This window comes from Shinella fusca (assembly GCF_014203155.1).
GTDB classification, from domain to species: domain Bacteria; phylum Pseudomonadota; class Alphaproteobacteria; order Rhizobiales; family Rhizobiaceae; genus Shinella; species Shinella fusca.
This window is the reverse complement of record NZ_JACHIK010000001.1, coordinates 347622-364434: the sequence shown is the minus strand read 5'-3', so window position 1 is coordinate 364434 and position 16813 is coordinate 347622. Positions and strand designations below refer to the sequence as shown.

Here is a 16813-nt window from a genome sequence, read left to right as displayed (position 1 = left end):
CGATAGGCGAAGTGCGGCGCAAGGTCATGACGGGTTGTCCTGACATGATGCCTGCCGCGCGCCGGCCGCCCTTTCCTTCCCTCAGACCGGGGCGGAGACGGGCGGGGTCGTCGCCGTCTTGTTGAGCTTGCGCTCGCGCCAGATGACGTAGAGCCCGGAGCCGATGATGATGGCGATGCCGAGCCATTTCACCGCATCGGGCAGGTGGCCGAAGACGAACCAGCCGAGAATGGTGGCCGAGACGATCTCCAGGTATTGCAGCGGCGCGAGCGTGGAGGCGGGGGCCGAGCGATAGGCATAGACGCCGAGGACGCCGGCGATCACCGCCGCGACGGCCGCGCCCGCGATATAGAGCGTGGTCTTCATGTCCGGCATGACGGGCGTGAGGAAGGAAATGCCCGCCTTGCCGCCGATGACGAGCAGCAGGCCGGAAAACAGCCCGCCCCACAGGCCCGCATAGAACTGCATGGACCAGGGGTCCTCCTTCTGCGCCACGAGCCGCGTCAGAAGATAGAAGAGGGCGAGCGAGAAGGCGGCGACGACCGGCAGGAGCGCGATGGGCCCCACTTCCTCCAGGCTCGGCTGGATGACCAGCAGCGAGCCGAAGAAGCCGACGCCGCAGGCCGTGTAGCGCCGCCAGCCGATGGTCTCCTTCAGGAAGATCGAGCCGAGGATGGTGAGGATGATCGGCTCGACGAAGAAGATGGCGATGGCGTCCGCCACCTCCATCACGGCGAGCGGCGTGACAAAGCTGATCATGGTGGTGGCCATCAGCAGGCCGCGGGCGGCGTGCAGGCCCATCTTGCGCCAGGTCACGGCGAAGAGCGTGCCGCGCATCAGGCAGATCGGCGCAAGCACTCCCATCTGGAAGACGAGGCGCACGAAGGTGATCTCCGTCGCCGGCACGGCGGCGACCGCGAGCTTGGCGAAAATGTCGATGACCGGCGAGACGAGCACCGAGAACACCATGAGGAAGAGGCCGAGACTCACCTCGTTGCGAAGCGGCGTTGCGGTTGTCGTGCTCATGGGGTTTCCGCGGGCCGGCGCCCTTTGTCCACCGCCTGTCGACACCAGCCGGCAAAGGCGTCGATGGCCGGATCGCGCAGCGCCGGAACCTCGTTCAGCGTCTCGTGACGCATGCCGGGATAGACGACCGCGGTCACGTCCTCAAGCCGCGATTTCTTCAGTCGGGCGGCAAGCGCGCGCGTTGCCCGGCCGAAATCCGTCGCCGGGTCCTCCTCGCCGCCGACGAGATGGATGGGCAGGCCTTTCGGAAGGCGCGCCAGCCCTTCCGCCGAGACATTCGCGAAGGTGACGGCGAAGATGTCGATCCACATCGAGACGTTGACGTCGAAGCCGCAGAGCGGGTCGGCGATATAGGCATCGACCTCCGCCGCATCGTGCGACAGCCAGTCGAAGGGCGTGCGGTGGCCGGCAATGGCCTTGCCCCAGGCGGCGAAGGTGAGGCGGGGCAGGAGCGCGCTCGGCACGTCCGAGCCCTTGAACATGCGCTCGGCGGCAAGCAGCGCCTGCGCCGCCCGCCCGGCAAGACCCGGCGCGAGGTTGGAATTCCAGACGGCGAGCGCATCGATCTCCGCCGGATACGCCTCCGCGAAGGCGAGCGCGAGGAGCCCGCCCATGGAATGGCCGAACTGTACGACCGGCAGGCCGGGATGCCGGCCGGCGGCGTGGGCGCGCACGGTGCGCATGTCTTCAACCACACGGGCGATACCGCCGCGCGGGGCGAACTGGCCGAGGGGGGCATCGGGCGCGGTGGTGAAGCCGTGGCCGCGGTGGTCGTGGGCGTAGACGTGGAAGCCTTCGCCGGCCATGCGTTCGGCAAGGCGGGCATAGCGGGCGCTGTGCTCGGCAAGGCCGTGGCTGACAAGGAGGATGCCGCGCGCGGCCCCGCGCGCCGGCTCGTGCCGGAGCGCCAGCGTCGCGCCGCTCGCGCTGGCAAGGGCCTGTCTTTCTGAGAACACCGCATTCCTCCCGTTTGCGCCAGCACAACGCGATTTGCGGTGGAAAGACAACGGGATGCCGCGTGCATTTCGAAGCCTCGTCCCGTTTTTCGGGATTTTTCCGATTATGGGTTGCAATTTTCTGATCTTTGGTTGTAAATGATCCTGTTTTGTTCTTATCGGGGCGCTGGTCATGAAGACGAAAGCTGCAATGCCCGTATTGTCTTTTCTCGTTGTCTCCATCGCTCTCTTCCTCGGCGGCGGCATCGCCGCGGCGCAGTCGGCGCCGGAGGGCAAGGCGCGGGAAGTGTTGTCCGTCGGCTGGCAGGCCGGCTATTGCGCCGCACGGCCCAAGAGCCGAGGCTGCACGGGCTTTTCCGCCGAGGCGCCTGCGGCCGGGCGGTTCTCGCTGGTGAACCGCTTTGCGGCCCGCAAGAGCTATTGCGGCATCGAGGCTGCGCTCCAAGAGAAGGCGCGCAAGGGCAAGTGGACCGATCTTCCGGACGTCACACTCGCCGCAGCCACGAAGACGCGCCTTGCCGCCGCCATGCCCGCCGTCCGCGTCGGCCTCGACCGGCGGCAATGGCTGAAGAGCGGAAGCTGCCTCGCCGCCTCGGCCGAGGCCTACTACGCCCGCTCGCTCGATCTTCTCGACGAGCTCAACGCCTCGCCGGTGCGCGCGCTCTTTACGGACCGCAAGGGCGCCGCGATCACGCTCGCCGAGGTCCGCGCCGCCTTCGACGCCGCTTTCGGCAAGGGCGCGGGCGAGCGCGTGCGCCTTGCCTGCCGCAAGGCCGGCGACCGCGTGATCGTGACCGGCCTCACCATCGGGCTTGCTTCCGGCGACGGCCCGCTCAAGGCGCTGATCGCCGGCGCATCCCCGACGAAATCCCGCTGCACCGGCGGCGTGACGGGCGCGGGCGAGGCGGGTTAGCGGCGGCCGCCGCGTTTTCGCGGCCGCGATTGCCGCGGGCACGGAATTCGCCTACATAGCGGGCAAATTTGTCCGATCCGGAGCGCGTTTTCATGGCACGTCAGTTCATCTACCACATGTCGGGGCTCAACAAGGCCTATGGCAACAAGAAGATCCTCGAGAATATCCACCTGTCCTTCTACCCGGATGCCAAGATCGGTATCCTCGGCCCGAACGGGGCGGGCAAGTCGACCGTGCTGCGCATCATGGCCGGCCTCGACAAGGAGTTCACGGGCGAGGCCTGGCTTGCCGAAGGCGCGACGCTCGGCTACCTGCCGCAGGAACCGCAGCTCGATGCGTCCAAGACGGTGCTCGAAAACGTCATGGAGGGCGTTGCCGCCAAGAAGGCGATCCTCGATCGCTACAACGAGCTGATGATGAACTATTCCGACGAGACGGCGGAAGAGGGCGCAAAGCTCCAGGACATCATCGACAGCCAGAACCTCTGGGACCTCGAAAGCCAGGTCGAGATGGCGATGGACGCGTTGCGCTGCCCGCCGGGCGATTCGGGCGTGGAAAGCCTTTCGGGCGGTGAAAAGCGCCGCGTGGCGCTCTGCAAGCTGCTGCTCGCCCAGCCGGACCTGCTGCTCCTCGACGAACCGACCAACCACCTCGACGCCGAGACGATCGCCTGGCTCGAAAAGCACCTGCGCGAATATCCGGGCTCCGTGCTGATGATCACCCACGACCGCTACTTCCTCGACAACGTCACGGGCTGGATTCTCGAGCTCGACCGCGGCCGCGGCATTCCCTACGAGGGCAACTATTCCGCCTACCTCCAGTCCAAGGCCAAGCGCATGGCGCAGGAGGAGCGCGAGGAGGGCGCCCGCCAGAAGGCGCTCTCGCGCGAGCAGGAATGGATCGCCTCTTCGCCCAAGGCCCGCCAGGCCAAGTCCAAGGCCCGCATCAAGGCCTATGACGAGCTGGTGAAGGCGGCGGCGGACCGCCGGCCCGGCGACGCGCAGATCGTCATCCCGGTCGGCGAGCGCCTCGGCAATACGGTCATCGAGGCGGAAAACCTCACCAAGGCCTATGGCGACCGCGTCCTCATCGAGAACCTCACCTTCAAGCTGCCGCCGGGCGGCATCGTCGGCGTCATCGGCCCGAACGGCGCCGGCAAGACGACGCTCTTCCGCATGATCACCGGGCAGGAGCAGCCCGATTCGGGCTCGATCACCGTCGGCGAGACGGTGGACCTCGGCTATGTCGACCAGAGCCGCGACGCGCTGGGCGGCGACAAGACCGTCTGGGAGGAGATTTCCGGCGGCAACGACGTCCTGAAGCTCGGCAAGCACGAGATGAACAGCCGTGCCTATTGCGGCGCCTTCAATTTCAAGGGCGGCGATCAGCAGCAGAAGGTCGGCACGCTCTCGGGCGGCCAGCGCAACCGCGTCCACCTCGCCAAGATGCTGAAGGGCGGCTACAACGTCATCCTGCTCGACGAACCGACCAACGACCTCGACACGGAAACGCTGGCCGCGCTCGAGGACGCGCTGGAAAACTTCGCCGGCTGCGCCGTCATCATCTCGCACGACCGCATGTTCCTCGACCGCCTCGCCACCCATATCCTCGCCTTCGAGGGCGACAGCCATGTCGAATGGTTCGAGGGCAACTTCGAGGACTACGAGCAGGACAAGATCCGCCGCCTCGGCGCGGACGCGGTGAACCCGAAGCGCGTGACCTACAAGCGGCTGACGCGCTGATCAGGCTCTGGGTAGGTGGAGCGGGGGAATGCCCCTCATCCGCCTGCCGGCACCTTCTCCCCGCAAGCGGGGAGAAGGGATATTGCCGCACTATTTTCCTCAACTGGCTGGCGAGGCATCGCCGCTGGCTCCTTCTCCCCGCTTGCGGGGAGAAGGTCGCGGCAGCGGGATGAGGGGCAGGCCCGGCAACCGGCACCGACCATCCGTTTCAAACCCCGGCCCGCCGGGGTTTTTCTTTGCCGCGGTTGATGGGAAGATCGGTGAGGCGGATTGGCTCTTGCGCATTGCGGGTTAATCACATAAACATATCTTTATGTCTTGATTGGAACGATCATGGGCGACACGCAGAAACTCGGACTGGACGACATCGTGGAGATCCTGAAGGCGGCGGGCGAGCCGACGCGCCTTCGCCTTCTCGCGCTGCTCTCGCACGGCGACCTCACGGTGACGGACCTGACCGACATTCTCGGCCAGTCCCAGCCGCGCATATCGCGCCATCTGAAGCTCCTGGCCGAGGCCGCGCTGATCGACCGCTACCAGGAGGGCGCCTGGGCGTTCTTCCGCCTCAGCCAGGGCGGGGCGGCCGTGGCGCTCGCCCGCGGGCTGCTCGATGCCATCGATCCGGCGGATGCCGTTTTCGCGCGCGATGACGAGCGGCTGCGCGCCTTGAAGAAGGTGCGCGCCGACAAGGCGCAGGCCTATTTCAGCCGCAACGCGGCCGAGTGGGACGTGGTGCGGCGCCTCCATGTCAGCGAGGCGGAGGTGGAGGCCAAGCTCGCCGAGCTGATCGGCACGGCGCCGGTCGATGCCTTCCTCGATCTCGGCACGGGCACCGGCCGTATCCTGCAGCTTTTCGAAGGGCTTTACCGGCGCGGCGTCGGTGTCGATGCCAGCCGCGACATGCTGGCGGTGGCGCGGGCCAATCTCGACCGGGCGGGCATCACCAAGGCCTCGATCCGCCACGGCGACATCTTCAACCTGCCGCTGGAGCGCGACGAGTTCGACGTCGTGACGATCCATCAGGTGCTGCATTTCCTCGACGAGCCGGAAGCGGCGATAAGCGAGGCGGCGCGCATGCTGGCGCCCGGCGGGCGCCTTGCCATCATCGACCTTGCGCCGCACGCGCTGGAGCGCCTGCGCGACGAGCACGCCCATATCCGCCTCGGCTTCTCGCACCAGACCATGTCCGAATGGCTGGAAAAGGCGGGGCTTGCCGTGGAGGAGGTCGTCGACCTGAAGCCGGCACATTCTGAAGAGGATGCGCTGACCGTGACCATCTGGCTTGCCCGCGACCAGCGCGCGGAAGCAGCCGACGCCATTGCCATACGCAGGAGGAGTTGACATGAAGCAGGCGACCGCCAGCCCAGCCCGCAAGGACATCCGCCTGTCCTTCGAGTTTTTTCCGCCGAAGACGGCGGAAGCCGAAGGCCAGCTCTGGGAAACGGCCGCCGCGCTTTCGGCCTATGCGCCGGGCTTCATGTCGGTCACCTACGGGGCCGGCGGCTCCACCAAGGCGCCGACGCTTTCCACCGTGCGCCACCTTCTCGCCATGGGCCTTCCGGCCGCCTCGCACCTGACCTGCGTCGGCGCGACGAAGGCGGAGGTCGATGCCGTCGTCGCGGATTTCCGCGCCGCCGGGGTCCGCCATTTCGTCGCGCTGCGCGGCGATCCGCCGGAGGGCGTCGGCACGGCCTACAGGCCCTTCCCGGGCGGCTATGCCAATGCCGCCGAACTTGTCGCAGGCCTGCGCGGCATCGCCGATTTCGAGGTCTCCGTTTCCGCCTATCCGGAAAAGCATCCGCAGAGCCCGGACGTGGCGGCCGATATCGACATGCTGAAGCGCAAGGTGGATGCGGGCGCCACGCGCGCGCTCACCCAGTTCTTCTTCGAGAACGACGATTTCGAGCGCTACCTGGAGCGGGTGCGCAAGGCTGGCATCACCATTCCCGTCGTGCCGGGCATCCTGCCGGTGCACAACCTCGCGCAGGTGCAGAAATTCGCCGGCATGTGCGGCGCTTCCGTGCCGGGCTGGCTGGCCGAGAGGCTCGCCCCCGTAGACGACCGGCCGCAGGAGCGCGCCGCCGTGGCGGTGGAGCTGGCGATCCGCCAGGTGGAGGACCTTGTCGCCCGCGGCGTCAGCGAGTTCCACTTCTATACGATGAACCGCGCGGCGCTGGTGTCGGCGGTGTGCGACGGCGCCGGCTTTGCCCGGATCGACCGTGCCGCTGCGGCGGGCGCCGCGGCCTGAAGGCTTCCCCCGAAATGAAAATGCATGGCGCCGTTTCCGGGGCCATGCATTCCTGAATGGGTTTCGGCAGGGTTTGTGCTTCTCCCTGACCTTTCTTTTCGCTTGATCGCCTCAGATGAAGATCATCGTTGCGATGAAGAGGAACGCTGCACTGATCATCAGAACATTCAAGGAATGTGTGAGTCCCATGGCTTACCTCCTTGCGTTTACGATCCGATATTACGACCGAAAAAAGCGTGTTGGAAAGGCGTTTTGTTGCTGCGTTGCAACATCCGGCCGCGGCCGGACGGTTATTCACAATGTTAACCTGCTGAATTTCCTCCTTTATTTTGCGCGCCACAAAAAATTCACAATCCCTAACGGATGACGAGTGCAGACATTGTTCATTTACCATGCTGCTCGAAGGCGACCTCGCAATCCGAGGCATTGCCATGAAACGGCGGGAAGGCCGCTTTGTTCCCGGCGCTCTCAGCGCTTGCGCAAGCGGGAAAAAACGCGTCCGTCGAGCACGACGAGGCCGAAAAGCACCAGCGCCATGCCGAGGAGGCCGAGCGGCGTCAGCCGTTCGCCGAGGAAGAGCATGCCGGCGAGAATCGCGCTCGGCGGCACGAGCAGGGTGACGAGCGAGGTATTGGTGGCGCCGGCGACCGCCATGATCCGGAAGAAGAGGATATAGCCGTAGGCGGTGGAGAGGAGGGCCAGCGCCAGCACGGCGAGGATCACTGAGAGCGGCGGCAGGGGGATCTGCCAGGGCGAATCGAGCGTAAGCGAGACGGGCAGCATCAGGAGCGTGGAGGCCGTGAGCTGGCCGCTAGCGATGACGGGCGGCGTCACGCCGCGGAAGCGCTTGCCGTAGGTCGCGGCGAAACCGTAGGAGACGGCGGCGAGCACCGGCAGGACGACGGCCCAGAGCGGCGGGCCGCCCGCGCCGGTGAAGGGGGCGAGCGCCCGGGGGCCGATCAGCACGGCGGTGCCGAGAAGGCCGATGAGGCAGCCGGCGATCTTCTGCGGCGAGAGCTTTTCGTCCACCGTCATGCGGTTGGCGATGAGGACGGTGAAGATGGGCGTCGTCGCGTTGAGGATGGAGGCGAGGCCCGCGCCGATCTGCGTCTGGCCGAGGAAGATCAGCATGTGCGGCACGGCGTTGTTGAGGAGGCCGAGCAGCAGGAATTCGCGCCAGCGGCCCCGCAGCGTCGCATAGATGTCGAAGCGGCCGGCGATATAGGCGTGGAGGGCAAGCGCGGCGATGCCGACGCGCAGCAGCACCAGCGTCGCCGGCGGCACATGGCCGACCGCGACGCGCGCGAAGAAGAACGAGCCGCCCCAGATCATGCCGAGCAGCGCGAGCAGGCCCCAGGTTGCCGCGCTCATGCGCGTCGATGCTGCCGGCTGTTCCATGTGTTTCCTCAAGGCATGGGAAAAGCGGCCGGCCCGGCATTCGGGATGCGCCGCTTCAAGGTCGGGGCATTCCTAGCGCAACGGGCAGCGGGCGGCCACCCGATTTCGATGGGATTGAAGTCCCCTCCCTAAATCCCTCCCCACAAGGGGGAGGGACTTAACCCGCCGCCCCGTTACGGAAAAATGGGAAGGAAGAGCAAGCCTCCAGCGTTCTCTCCCCTTGTGGGGGAGATGCCGGCAGGCAGAGAGGGTCTTGAAGCCCGATCGTCCGCGCCCGATCAGAGCGCGGCGAGCAGGGCCTGCGTGGCCCAGCCGTCGGCGGGCATGCCGAGGCGGAGCTGTTCCTTCTGGATCGCCGCGCGGGTGCCGGAACCGAGGATGCCGTCGATCTTGCCGATGTCGTGGCCGCGCGCCTGCAGCTTGGTCTGGAGCTGCTTCATGGCCTCGTCGGAAAGGCCTTCCTCCGGGTTGCCGCGCTCATAGGGCGGGGCGCCGGCAAGGCGGGTGGCGAAATAGGCGGCCGAGGTCGTGTAGATGAACGACTGGTTCCATTCGAGATAGACGTTGAAGTTCGGATAGGTGATGAAGGCCGGGCCCTTGCGGCCCTGCGGCAGCACCAGCGAGGCTTCGAGGTTGCCGAAGGAGGTGTCGCCGTCGCGCGGCTTGACGCCGAGGGCGAACCAGTCGGCGGCCTTCATGCCTGGCTGCAGGCCGGTCTTCTCGAAGGGCATGACGTCCGGCACGGAGACTTCCTGTATCCACGGCTGGCCCTTCACGAAGCCGAGATGCTGGATGAACTTGGCGGCGGTCAGGATGGCGTCGGGCGAACTCTTCTTCACGTCGATATGGCCGTCGCCGTCGCCGTCGACGCCGTAGGCGATGATGTCGCGCGGCAGCATCTGCACCTGGCCGATCTCGCCGGCCCAGGCGCCCGTCGTGCCGTTCGGGTCGAGGTCGCCATGGCCGACCATCTCGATGGCGGCGAGAAGCTGCGGGCGGAAGATTTCCGGCCGGCGGCAATCGTGCGAGAGCGTGACGAGGGCGTTGCGGGTGTTGAAATCGCCCTGCACGGCGCCGAAGTCGGTTTCCATCGCCCAGAAGGCGGCGATCACCTGGCCGGGCACGCCGAATTCCTGCTCGGCGCGGGCGAAGACCGGCGCGAGGTCCTTCAGCTTCTTGCGGCCGATGTCGAGGCGGGCCTGGCTGACGGTGCGCTTGGAGAATTCGAGGAAGGTCTGGCGGAAGACGCCCTGGGCGCGGTCACGCGAGAGCACCTTCTGGTCGATCGCCGCACCGGCGAGCGCCCGGTCGGCCACCTCGGCGGAAACGCCGAGCGTCTGCACCTCGGCCTTCACGCCTTCGAGGAAGGTGGCAAGGTCGCCGCCGCAGGCGGGGGCCGTCTGGGCCTGCGCGCCGCCGGCGAGAAGGAAAGCCGCAAGGCCCGCTGCCAGTGTCGTCGTAAGGTTCTGCCGCATCTCGTTCTCCTGGATCCGTTGTCCGCCCGGCTGTCTCAGATGAATGTGACGGAAGCAAGAAGAAAAAGGCAAGCCTGGCGTGCAAGCCGGCCCTGCACCGCAAAAAGTCGGCCGTCAGCGGGAAACGGAAGCGACCCAGGCGTTCCAGTTCTTCGCCGAGCCGGCAAAGACGTTGATGTCCGTGTGTTCGCCGGCAACGCCGGGCACCACGCCCGTCGAGGTATATTGCCAGAACGCCCATTTGCGCGCCGGATAGATGTTCTCCGGATGGTTGGCGACCGAGCGCAGCCAGAAATGGTAATCGTCGAAATAGCCGACGAGGTTGTCGCGGTGGAAGTCGACCGTCGTATAGATGATCGGCCGCTTGCCGTAATGGGCTTCGAGGCGGTCCATGAAGCGCTTGAGCGCGGTGCGCACCTCGTCTGCCGGCGGCCGCAGCTTGCAGGTCGGCGAGGCGGGGTTCCATTCGGCGTCCAGCACGGGGGGAAGCTGCACGGCCTCCTTCGGCACGTTGGCGATGAACCAGTCGGCCTGCGCATCCGCCGTCGAGCAGAAGTAATAGAAGTGATAGGGTGCGTGGGCGAGGCCGGCGGCGCGCGCGCCGCGCCAATAGTCGGCAAAGCGGCTGTCGAGGCGGTCCGTGCCTTCCGTCGCCTTCAGGAAGGCGAAGGTGACGCCGCTCTTCTTCACCGTCTGCCAGTCGATGTCGCCGTTCCACTTGGACACGTCGATGCCGTGCACCTGGTGGCGGTGCGGGCTGCGCGCGCCGAAATCCTGCGGATCCTTGTCCTTGAAACGCGGCAGCGAAGCCGTCGACACCAGATCGTAATCGGTGGTCGAGCAGGAGGTCGCAAGGAGCGCGAGAGGCAGGAGAGCCGGAATGAGCCGACGCATGAGTGTCCCGTTGTTGCGTGTTTATGAAGCCTGCCTCGAAAGGGGCGGGCCGTAAAGAGGGACACGCGTGACGGGGCCTTCGATCTATCGCGCCTTTTCGTAAAATTACGGTTAGCGGGACGTTAAGCGCGCAGAAGAACGGGCGGCGCGTCGGCACCGCCCGTTGCGTTCGGTCCGCCGCGGCGTCAGAACTTCATGCTGACGCCGACCATGATGGCGTGCGAATCGATATCGCCATCGAGCCCGGCGGCGCCGAAGACGTCCGATTTGCTGTAGTCGGAATAGCGGTACTCGACACGCCCCGCCACATTGTCGGTGAAGGCGTGCTCAACGCCGGCGCCGATCGTCCAGCCGTGCAGGGTTTCGCCCTCGCTCGCGCCGGTCGTGACGTTGTTCAGCTTCGCATGGGTGAAGGCGTAGCCGCCGGTGCCGTAGATCAGGGTACGGTCGATGGCATAGCCGATGCGCGCGCGCACCGAGCCGCCCCAGGTCGTTTCCGTCTCCAGCGTCGTGCCGGCGCCGGCATCGAAGCGCTCGTCGTTGAAGTCGCGCTTGATATCGGCTTCAACGCCGTAGACCCAGCCGTCGTTGAAGAAATTGTAGCCTGCATAGCCGCCAAGGGCGAAGCCGTTCAGGTCACGGTCGACAAGGGAGGCGCCGCCCGCGGAATAGTCCACGCCCGTCCAGGCGTAGCCCGTGTTCACGCCGACATAGAAGCCGCCCCAGTCGTAAACCCCCGCCACCTCGGTGATCGGGGTTTCCACCGGCGGTTCGGCTACGGCCATGTCGGCCGAAAATGCCGGAATTGCACTGGCGCTCAAGAGGATGCCGGCGGCACCGAAGATCATGGATTTCATGGAATGGTCCTTCCCGCTCGATACTCGCGCGAAGCCCCGCGCGCGAATGACAACAATGGCTCCAACGCACCAGGCGGGCCGCGGTTCCCGAAAAAGAAGCCTCCCCTTATTTCTTGGGGTGCGGATGCCAAGGGACGCTTAACACTCTGTCATCCTTTGTCCGCTAGAACACCCTCAGGCCGTGGTGGCCGAAGCACCCTGTTGTCATGATAACAACGGTTTAGGGTTACATGATGTTGAAAACCTCGTTGCCGGGGACCGGCCGGCATCCTGCGCTCGCGGGAGCGGTCTTCGGAGCCTTCCTGCCCGCCGCCTGCCTTGCCGCCCATCACATTCTCAGCACCTATGCCGGGGCAGACACCCTCGGTTTTTCCGCCTCCGCCGCGGCGGCGCTTGCGCTCGCGCCGATCTTCGGCATGGGCTTCTACCGGCTGGGACGGCAAAGGGCGCTCCTTCTCGCCGAACTGCGCCGACGGCGCAAGCGCGAGGAGCGGCTGGTGCGGGGGCTTTACCACGACCGGCTGACCGGGCTTGCCAACCGCTTCTGCCTGGAGCGGGATATCCGCGATCTCCTGCGGGCGGGCGCCGCCGAAAGCCGCCCGGCGCTGCTGCTTCTCGATCTCGACCGCTTCAAGGCCGTCAACGACAGCCTCGGGCACGATGCCGGCGACCAGCTTCTGGCGGCGCTCGCCGCGCGCCTCACGCAGGCGCTGCGCACGACGGGCAAGGTCTACCGCCTCGGCGGCGATGAATTCGTGGTGACGATCCCGGGCGCGCCGTCGACGGGCAAGGTGGAGGATGCCTGCCGCGCCATCCGCGCGCTCCTTGCCGAACCGTTCGAGCTGAGGCAGGCGCGCATTGCGAGCGGCTGCAGCATCGGCGTCACCTTCCTGGAGGCGGGCGACACCACGATGTCCGAGCTCGTCAAGCGGGCCGATATCGCGCTTTACGCCGCCAAGGGCGCGCCGGGCGGCGTGCGCTTCTTCGATGCGGCGCTCGCGGCGGAGAATGCCGCCCGCACGGCGCTTGCCGGGGATATCGCCCGGGGGCTTCCGGCCGGCGAATTCTTCCTCGAATACCAGCCGATCGTCGGCATCGAGAGCCGCGCGGTGCGCGCCTTCGAGGCGTTGCTGCGCTGGCGCCACCCGGAGCGGGGCGTGCTGCTGCCCGGCGCCTTCCTGCCGATCGCGGAGAAGGCCGGCCTCATCCGGCCGCTCGGCAACTGGGCGCTGCGGGAGGCCTGCCGGGTCGCGGCCGGCTGGCCGGCGCCGACCGGCATCGCCGTCAACGTCGCCGGCGACCAACTCCGGGACCGTGCCTTCGTCGACCACGTCGCCGAATGCCTTGGCGAGAGCGGCCTTGCGCCGGGGCGGCTGACGGTGGAGGTGCGCGAGGCGGTCTTCCTTGCCGATGCGGCCGTTCGCGAAACGCTCGGGGCGCTCGGCGCCCGCGGCGTACGGATCGTGCTCGAGGGGTTCGGTGCCGGCCCGTCCGCCATCGAGAGCCTGCGGGCCTTGCCCGTCGACGGGCTGAAGATCGACCGCGCGCTTGCCCGGACGATGGCGGAGAACGCCCGCGACGGCGATCTTACGGGCATCCTCCTGCGGCTCGCCCGGGCATTCCAGATGACGGCGACGGTGGTGGGCATCGAGACGGAAGGCCAGCTCGATTTCCTGCGGCAGCACGGGACATGCGAGGTGCAGGGCGACCTGATCTGCCCGCCGGTCTCTGCCTCCGATGCGTCTGCCCTGCTGGCGCAGGCCGAAAACCGGCTTTCCGCCTGAGGCCTTGCGCGGATGCGAAAGGCCTTTTCATCACGGCGGATTCCTGATTGTCTCCGGGACTCGAAGGAGAGGCCGCAATGAGACGATTCTACAGGCTGGCCGCTTGGGCGCTTTCCGTCCTCGCCCTTGTCCTGGTCGTCGGGGCAAGCTGGCTCATCGTATCGCCGCCCGCGCTCTTCAGCGTCGGCTCGGCCTATGCGGCCAAGATCGTCTGCTCCAGCGTCTTCGTTTCCGGCCGTAATGCCGACAGGGTGCTGGCCGAGGACGTGCAGGCGCCCGGCCATCCGCTTCTCCGGTTCATGGGACAAACGGTCGACTACACGGAAAAGACCGTCACGACCCATCTCTTCGGCATCTTCGCGCCCGGCTATGCCGTGTGGCACGAGGGTTTCGGCTGCTCCGGCGTGCCGGACGGCGATTTCCGCGCCGCGCGGCAGGCCGTGTCGGACGTTCCCCTGCCGAAAATCCCGGCGGGCGATCCCGCCGTCCTCTGGCCGGACGGGAAGGCGGTGACGCCGGACGCGCGGCTTGCCGCGGCGCTCGCCGATCCCGCGCTCGCCGGCCCGGGCATGCGGGCGATCGTCGTGGTCAAGGACGGCCGCATCGTCGCGGAGCGCTACGACGAGGGCTTTTCGGCGCAAACGCCGCTCCTCGGCTGGTCGATGACGAAGTCGGTGAATGCGGCGCTCATCGGCAGGCTGCTTGCGGCCGGCGCGCTTTCGCCGGACATGGCCGGGCTCTTTCCCGAATGGAGCGGGGACGCGCGTTCGCGCATCACGCTGGCGCAGCTTCTGGCGATGGAGAGCGGGCTTGCCTTCAACGAGGACTACGGCACCGTCACCGACGTCACGCGCATGCTCTTCCTCGAGCCGGACATGACGCGCTTCGTCCTCTCGCTGCCGCTCGAGACCAATCCGGGTGAAACGTTCAACTATTCCAGCGGCACGGCCGTGCTGCTGTCGCGCCTTTGGATGGGCGCGCTCGGCGGGCGCGTGCAGGCGCTCTCCTTCCCGGCGCGCGGGCTCTTCGCGCCGCTCGGCATGGCGAGCGCGGTCATGGAGCCGGACGAGACCGGCATCTTCGTCGGCTCCTCCTATATGTATGCGAGCGCACGCGACTGGGCGCGCTTCGCGCTGCTCCTGCTTCAGGACGGCGTGTGGAAGGGAAGCCGGCTGCTGCCGGAGGGGTTCGTCGGGGCGATGGCGGCGCCCACCGAGGCTTCCGGCGGCGTCTACAGCCATATGCAGACCTGGACGCAGGGGCCGGGCGAAAAGAGCGATGCCGATTACGGCCTGCCGGAGGATGCCTTCTGGCTGCTCGGGCATGACGGCCAGTCGGTCGCCGTCGTTCCCTCGCAAGGGCTGGCGGTGATCCGGCTGGGGCTGACGCCGTCGAAACTCGGCTACCGGCCCCAACCGCTGGTGAAGCGCATCCTCGATGCGATGGACGCCTCGAAGGCGACGGCCGGTCAGGCGCCGACCTGAGCGATCCAGTCGTTGAGATTGTAGGTGTTGGAGATACGCGCGACCTTGCCGTCGCGGATCTCGAAGAAGGCGCCGGCGGGCAGCACATAGGTCTGGCCGTTCGCTTCCGGCAGGCCCTCGTCGGTGGCGAGGTACTGGCCGTTGACGATAAATTCGGCCGCCCCGCGCGTGCCGTCGTCGTTCGCCATGATGACGATGTCGGTCAGCGTCTCGCGGTAGGAGCGGTTCATGTGTTCCATGAAGGTGCGGAAGGCGTCCTTGCCGACCTGGCGGCCGCCCTGGTTGATGTCGTGGACGACGTCGTCGTGCAAGAGATCGAAGAAGGCCTCCATGTCCTGCCTGTTGAAAGCATCGTAATAGGCGCGGATCGTCTCTTTTGCCGGCATCTCATCCCTCATATCGTTGTCCTACGGGCGCAGCCCTTATAGCATTGTTCAAGCCTTTGGGAACATTCACGGATATGCAGATCAAGACCGTCCATGGACAAGCCGTGACGCCCTATGTCGCGGACCTCGCGCGCCTGCGCACCGAGGTCTTCCGCGCCTTTCCCTATCTCTACGAGGGCAGCGAGGACTACGAGGTCTCCTACCTTCGCACCTACGCGCAGTCGCCGGAAAGCCTCTTCGTGCTGGCGCTCGACGGGACGCGCATCGTGGGCGCCTCGACGGGTGTACCGATGGCGGATGCGCCGGACGTCTTCAGGGCGCCCTTCGTCGCGGCCGGGATCGACCCTGCGGGCGTGTTCTATTTCGGCGAATCCGTGCTGCTGGCGCAATATCGGGGCAGGGGGCTCGGCGTGCGCTTCTTCGAGGAGCGCGAGGCCTATGCGCGCCGCCTCGGCCGCTTCGACTGGTGCGCCTTCTGCGCGGTGGAGCGCCCGAAGGACCATCCGCTCCGGCCCGCCGGTTACGCGCCGCTCGACGATTTCTGGGGCAAGCGCGGATACGAGCACCGCGCGGACCTGCGCACGGTGCTGGAATGGCAGGATATCGGAGAGGCGGGCGAGAGCGGAAAGCCCATGTCGTTCTGGCTGAAACGCGTGCCGGCAGGCGGATGAGGAGTGGCGCGAAGAGCGCTTACCGCAGGCCCGTCTCGTCGAGCAGGCCCTTGCGCTTGGCGTGGTAGTAATAGCCGGCGGCGTAGAGGCGGACGGCGCCGTCGTTCTTGTCGTCGGCCACCAGCCAGGCGCCGCGCAGGTACTTGCCGGCATACTTGATGTTCGTCTCGGCGTCGAACAGGCCTTCGGCCGGGCCGTCGAAGCCCATGCTCTTGGCCGTCGCGTACTTGATCTGCATCAGGCCGTAGTGGCCGTTGTTATAGGCCTTGGGATTGTAGCGGCTCTCGCGCTTGACGACCCGATGCAGGAGCGATTCGGGAATGCCGTAGATCGCGGCGTATTTGGTGATGAGGCCGTCGATCGGCGTGCCCGACCTGGTGAAGGCCTGCTGCGGGACGAGGCCCGTGCGGGTGGTCAGCACCGCATTGCTGAGAAGCGCCGGCTTGGCGATCGGCACGATCTTGTGGGTGGCGACGAGCTGCTCGAGGCCTTCCGGCTCGCCGGTGTCGAAGCCGGGCTCCATGTAGGAGACGCCGCTCACCGTGTCGTAGGACTGCGCCGCCGCGGCGACCGGGCTTGCCGCATCGCCCGAATTGCCGGCGAGCGCCGCCGTGGCGGCGGCCGCGTCCGAGACGGGCCTGGCTTCGGCAAGGGCGGAGACAGGAACGGCGGCGTCGTCCAGCGAGGCGACCGCCATCGGCAGGGCGTCGGGCGTGTTCTCCGTGCCCGGCTTGGCGACGGGCAGCACGGCGTAGGCGACTTCCGTCACGGTGCCGTCGGCGGCCGCGAGGTCCGTGGCGGCGGGGGTTTGCGCCGTGGCGGGCGTCACCGTCGTCCTTGCCGTCGCCGTGTCCTCGGCAACGCTCGCGCAGCCGGCGACGGAGGCCAGAAGGCCCGCGCAGGCCAGCGCGGCAAGACGGTGAACGGGGGAATATGCCATGGTCGTCGCTCTCGGTTTGCCGGGATGCGGGGGCGCCGA

General features: G+C 67.0%; 15 protein-coding genes. 7 read left to right on the top strand and 8 right to left on the bottom strand.

The window, feature by feature from the left end; translation table 11 throughout:
* Positions 1–81: 81 nt before the first annotated feature.
* A complete protein-coding gene (locus tag HNQ66_RS01805) occupies positions 82–1026 on the bottom strand; it encodes a DMT family transporter (protein WP_184140236.1) in 945 nt (314 codons plus the stop codon).
* Entirely contained in the window at positions 1023–1982 is a 960-nt protein-coding gene (locus HNQ66_RS01800; RefSeq protein WP_184140234.1) for an alpha/beta fold hydrolase, read from the bottom strand. Before HNQ66_RS01800 ends, HNQ66_RS01805 begins: the two co-directional genes overlap by 4 nt.
* 190 nt (positions 1983–2172) lie before the next feature.
* On the opposite strand from HNQ66_RS01800, the gene HNQ66_RS01795 reads away from it, so the two are divergent.
* From HNQ66_RS01795 to metF, 4 genes are all read left to right on the top strand, one after another.
* On the top strand, positions 2173–2895 hold the full coding sequence (locus HNQ66_RS01795; RefSeq protein WP_184140232.1) for a ribonuclease T2 family protein: 723 nt from the start codon (positions 2173–2175) through the stop codon (positions 2893–2895).
* Between the two features lie 92 nt (positions 2896–2987).
* Positions 2988–4637, top strand: a complete 1650-nt coding sequence (ettA, locus tag HNQ66_RS01790) for an energy-dependent translational throttle protein EttA (RefSeq protein WP_184140230.1) — start codon at positions 2988–2990, stop codon at positions 4635–4637.
* Between the two features lie 333 nt (positions 4638–4970).
* Positions 4971–5978, top strand: coding sequence for an ArsR/SmtB family transcription factor (locus HNQ66_RS01785; RefSeq protein ID WP_184140228.1), 1008 nt, complete (start codon positions 4971–4973; stop codon positions 5976–5978).
* A gap of 1 nt (position 5979) precedes the next feature.
* A complete protein-coding gene (gene metF, locus HNQ66_RS01780) occupies positions 5980–6885 on the top strand; it encodes a methylenetetrahydrofolate reductase [NAD(P)H] (protein ID WP_184140226.1) in 906 nt (301 codons plus the stop codon).
* A gap of 468 nt (positions 6886–7353) precedes the next feature.
* Here metF and HNQ66_RS01775 read toward each other — a convergent pair whose 3' ends face one another.
* From HNQ66_RS01775 to HNQ66_RS01760, 4 genes are all read right to left on the bottom strand, one after another.
* Positions 7354–8283 carry a DMT family transporter gene (locus tag HNQ66_RS01775; RefSeq protein WP_246434103.1) on the bottom strand — a complete coding sequence of 310 codons (930 nt, stop codon included), beginning with the start codon at positions 8281–8283 and terminating at the stop codon, positions 7354–7356.
* Between the two features lie 278 nt (positions 8284–8561).
* Entirely contained in the window at positions 8562–9758 is a 1197-nt protein-coding gene (locus HNQ66_RS01770) for a lytic murein transglycosylase (RefSeq protein WP_184140224.1), read from the bottom strand.
* A gap of 114 nt (positions 9759–9872) precedes the next feature.
* Positions 9873–10652 carry a glycoside hydrolase family 25 protein gene (locus HNQ66_RS01765; RefSeq protein ID WP_184140222.1) on the bottom strand — a complete coding sequence of 260 codons (780 nt, stop codon included), beginning with the start codon at positions 10650–10652 and terminating at the stop codon, positions 9873–9875.
* 185 nt (positions 10653–10837) lie between these two features.
* Positions 10838–11509: an outer membrane protein gene (locus tag HNQ66_RS01760; RefSeq protein WP_184140220.1), complete on the bottom strand. Its 672-nt coding sequence runs from the start codon at positions 11507–11509 to the stop codon at positions 10838–10840.
* A gap of 248 nt (positions 11510–11757) precedes the next feature.
* Between HNQ66_RS01760 and HNQ66_RS01755 the strand changes: the two genes are divergently transcribed.
* Positions 11758–13293 (top strand): putative bifunctional diguanylate cyclase/phosphodiesterase, encoded by a 1536-nt coding sequence (locus HNQ66_RS01755; RefSeq protein WP_184140218.1) that lies wholly within the window; start codon positions 11758–11760, stop codon positions 13291–13293.
* A 77-nt stretch (positions 13294–13370) separates the two neighbouring features.
* Positions 13371–14777, top strand: a complete 1407-nt coding sequence (locus HNQ66_RS01750) for a serine hydrolase domain-containing protein (protein ID WP_184140216.1) — start codon at positions 13371–13373, stop codon at positions 14775–14777.
* Here HNQ66_RS01750 and HNQ66_RS01745 read toward each other — a convergent pair.
* Positions 14762–15163, bottom strand: coding sequence for a ketosteroid isomerase-related protein (locus HNQ66_RS01745; RefSeq protein WP_184140463.1), 402 nt, complete (start codon positions 15161–15163; stop codon positions 14762–14764). The genes HNQ66_RS01750 and HNQ66_RS01745 overlap by 16 nt on opposite strands.
* Positions 15164–15237: 74 nt before the next feature.
* Between HNQ66_RS01745 and HNQ66_RS01740 the strand changes: the two genes are divergently transcribed.
* Positions 15238–15834: a GNAT family N-acetyltransferase gene (locus HNQ66_RS01740; RefSeq protein WP_184140214.1), complete on the top strand. Its 597-nt coding sequence runs from the start codon at positions 15238–15240 to the stop codon at positions 15832–15834.
* Between the two features lie 19 nt (positions 15835–15853).
* Here HNQ66_RS01740 and HNQ66_RS01735 read toward each other — a convergent pair whose 3' ends face one another.
* Positions 15854–16774 carry a lytic transglycosylase domain-containing protein gene (locus tag HNQ66_RS01735; protein ID WP_210308633.1) on the bottom strand — a complete coding sequence of 307 codons (921 nt, stop codon included), beginning with the start codon at positions 16772–16774 and terminating at the stop codon, positions 15854–15856.
* Positions 16775–16813: the final 39 nt, after the last annotated feature.

Coding starts and splice junctions, on each gene's coding strand:
- HNQ66_RS01785 (WP_184140228.1), top strand. CDS start 4,971: ATGGGCGACACGCAGAAACTCGGACTGGACGACATCGTGGAGATCCTG.
- metF (WP_184140226.1), top strand. CDS start 5,980: ATGAAGCAGGCGACCGCCAGCCCAGCCCGCAAGGACATCCGCCTGTCC.
- HNQ66_RS01770 (WP_184140224.1), bottom strand. CDS start 9,758: ATGCGGCAGAACCTTACGACGACACTGGCAGCGGGCCTTGCGGCTTTC.
- ettA (WP_184140230.1), top strand. CDS start 2,988: ATGGCACGTCAGTTCATCTACCACATGTCGGGGCTCAACAAGGCCTAT.
- HNQ66_RS01760 (WP_184140220.1), bottom strand. CDS start 11,509: ATGAAATCCATGATCTTCGGTGCCGCCGGCATCCTCTTGAGCGCCAGT.
- HNQ66_RS01805 (WP_184140236.1), bottom strand. CDS start 1,026: ATGAGCACGACAACCGCAACGCCGCTTCGCAACGAGGTGAGTCTCGGC.
- HNQ66_RS01750 (WP_184140216.1), top strand. CDS start 13,371: ATGAGACGATTCTACAGGCTGGCCGCTTGGGCGCTTTCCGTCCTCGCC.
- HNQ66_RS01775 (WP_246434103.1), bottom strand. CDS start 8,283: ATGGAACAGCCGGCAGCATCGACGCGCATGAGCGCGGCAACCTGGGGC.
- HNQ66_RS01745 (WP_184140463.1), bottom strand. CDS start 15,163: ATGCCGGCAAAAGAGACGATCCGCGCCTATTACGATGCTTTCAACAGG.
- HNQ66_RS01740 (WP_184140214.1), top strand. CDS start 15,238: ATGCAGATCAAGACCGTCCATGGACAAGCCGTGACGCCCTATGTCGCG.
- HNQ66_RS01795 (WP_184140232.1), top strand. CDS start 2,173: ATGCCCGTATTGTCTTTTCTCGTTGTCTCCATCGCTCTCTTCCTCGGC.
- HNQ66_RS01765 (WP_184140222.1), bottom strand. CDS start 10,652: ATGCGTCGGCTCATTCCGGCTCTCCTGCCTCTCGCGCTCCTTGCGACC.
- HNQ66_RS01735 (WP_210308633.1), bottom strand. CDS start 16,774: ATGGCATATTCCCCCGTTCACCGTCTTGCCGCGCTGGCCTGCGCGGGC.